The following is a 212-nucleotide window of genomic DNA, read 5'->3' as shown; positions in this document are numbered from 1 at the left end:
CCGTGCTCGGCCTGCCGGGTCGCGAGGTTGTTGAGGGCGCCGGCGAGCCGGGGGAGGTAGGCGGCGCGGTTGGTGTCGGCGAGCGTGCGGTAGTGGGTGACGGCTTCGGTGGCGGAGGTCAGGGCGGCTGCCCGGTCGCCGACGTCGGACTGGTGGTTGGCGAGGTTGTTGAGGGATCGGGCGAGGCCGGGGAGGTGGGCGCGGGGGTCGGT

Annotated in this window: 1 protein-coding gene; it reads right to left on the bottom strand. The window is 75.0% G+C overall.

What is annotated here, in order from left to right:
* A partial coding sequence (locus tag PUR61_RS13900; RefSeq protein WP_329879130.1) for a hypothetical protein occupies nucleotides 1-212 on the bottom strand: 212 nt, incomplete at both ends.

The sequence above is a fragment of the Streptomyces sp. BE20 genome (assembly GCF_036322525.1).
In the GTDB taxonomy this organism is placed as follows: Bacteria; Actinomycetota; Actinomycetes; order Streptomycetales; family Streptomycetaceae; genus Kitasatospora.
The sequence above is the reverse complement of the archived record's forward strand: the minus strand, read 5'-3'. Positions and strand labels throughout refer to the sequence as shown.